The organism is Fonticella tunisiensis (assembly GCF_004364155.1).
Lineage (GTDB): Bacteria > Bacillota > Clostridia > Clostridiales > Caloramatoraceae > Fonticella > Fonticella tunisiensis.
This window is the reverse complement of record NZ_SOAZ01000052.1, coordinates 2,764-4,467: the sequence shown is the minus strand read 5'-3', so window position 1 is coordinate 4,467 and position 1,704 is coordinate 2,764. Positions and strand designations below refer to the sequence as shown.

1 rRNA gene (only partly in view) is annotated in these 1,704 nt (G+C 54.1%); it reads right to left on the bottom strand.

Annotated features, from left to right (window positions below):
* Nucleotides 1-1,704 (bottom strand): 23S ribosomal RNA (locus tag EDD71_RS14915) (it continues 1,303 nt past the right edge of the window).

Below are 1,704 nucleotides of genomic sequence, written 5' to 3'. Positions count from 1 at the left end.
TTGATCAAGCCCTCGACCTATTAGTACCTGTCAGCTGAACGCCTCACGACGCTTACACCTCAGGCCTATCAACCTCATGTTCTTTGAGGGGTCTTACCAGCTTACGCTGTGGGAAATCTCATCTTGAGGTGGGCTTCACGCTTAGATGCCTTCAGCGCTTATCCCTTCCGAACATAGCTACCCAGCTGTGCTCCTGGCGGAACAACTGGTGCACCATAGGTTCGTCCATCCCGGTCCTCTCGTACTAAGGACAGCTCCTCTCAAATTTCCTGCGCCCGCAACGGATAGGGACCGAACTGTCTCACGACGTTCTGAACCCAGCTCGCGTGCCGCTTTAATGGGCGAACAGCCCAACCCTTGGGACCTACTTCAGCCCCAGGATGCGACGAGCCGACATCGAGGTGCCAAACCTCCCCGTCGATGTGGACTCTTGGGGGAGATCAGCCTGTTATCCCCGAGGTAGCTTTTATCCGTTGAGCGATGGCCCTTCCACTTGGTACCACCGGATCACTAAGTCCGACTTTCGTCCCTGCTCGACTTGTCAGTCTCGCAGTTAGGCTCCCTTCTGCCTTTACACTCTTCGCGCGATTTCCAACCGCACTGAGGGAACCTTTGAGCGCCTCCGTTACATTTTAGGAGGCGACCGCCCCAGTCAAACTGCCCGCCTAGCAATGTCCCGTGACTTGCTTCAAAGCCTCCGGTTAGAGCTCCAGTATCATCAGGGTGGTATCCCAAGGTCGACTCCACAGAACCTGACGGCCCTGCTTCTCCGTCTCCCACCTATCCTGTACAGACAATACCGAAACTCAATGCTAAGCTGCAGTAAAGCTCTACGGGGTCTTTCCGTCCAATTGCGGGTAACCGGCATCTTCACCGGTACTACAATTTCGCCGAGTCCCTTGTTGAGACAGCGCCCAGGTCGTTACGCCATTCGTGCAGGTCGGAACTTACCCGACAAGGAATTTCGCTACCTTAGGACCGTTATAGTTACGGCCGCCGTTTACTGGGGCTTAAGTTCAAGGCTTCGCCTTTTGGCTAACCCTTCCCCTTAACCTTCCAGCACCGGGCAGGCGTCAGCCCCTATACATCGTCTTACGACTTAGCAGAGACCTGTGTTTTTGCTAAACAGTCGCCTGGGCCTATTCTCTGCGGCTCTATTTCTAGAGCACCCCTTCTCCCGAAGTTACGGGGTCAATTTGCCGAGTTCCTTAACAAGGGTTCTCTCGCTCGTCTTAGGATTCTCTCCTCACCTACCTGTGTCGGTTTGCGGTACGGGCACCAGCTTCCTCGATAGAGGCTTTTCTCGGCAGTGTGAAATCAGCCACTTCGTGCTTGCGCACTCCCCATCAGGCCTTATCATTAGCTCCCCGGATTTGCCTAAGGAGCCTGACTTAACCCTTGGACGCACATCCATCAGTGCGCTTAGCCTATCCTCCTGCGTCACCCCTTCTCTCAAACGGCTTCTGGTGGTATCGGAATATCAACCGATTGTCCATCACCTACGCCTTTCGGCCTCGGCTTAGGTCCCGACTAACCCTGAGCGGACGAGCCTTCCTCAGGAAACCTTAGGTTTTCGACGAATAGGATTCTCACCTATTTCTCGCTACTTATGCCAGCATTCTCACTCGTATACAGTCCACTACTCCTTTCGGTATAGCTTCTGCCCGTATACGAAGCTCCCCTACCACGCAATGCAATCACTTA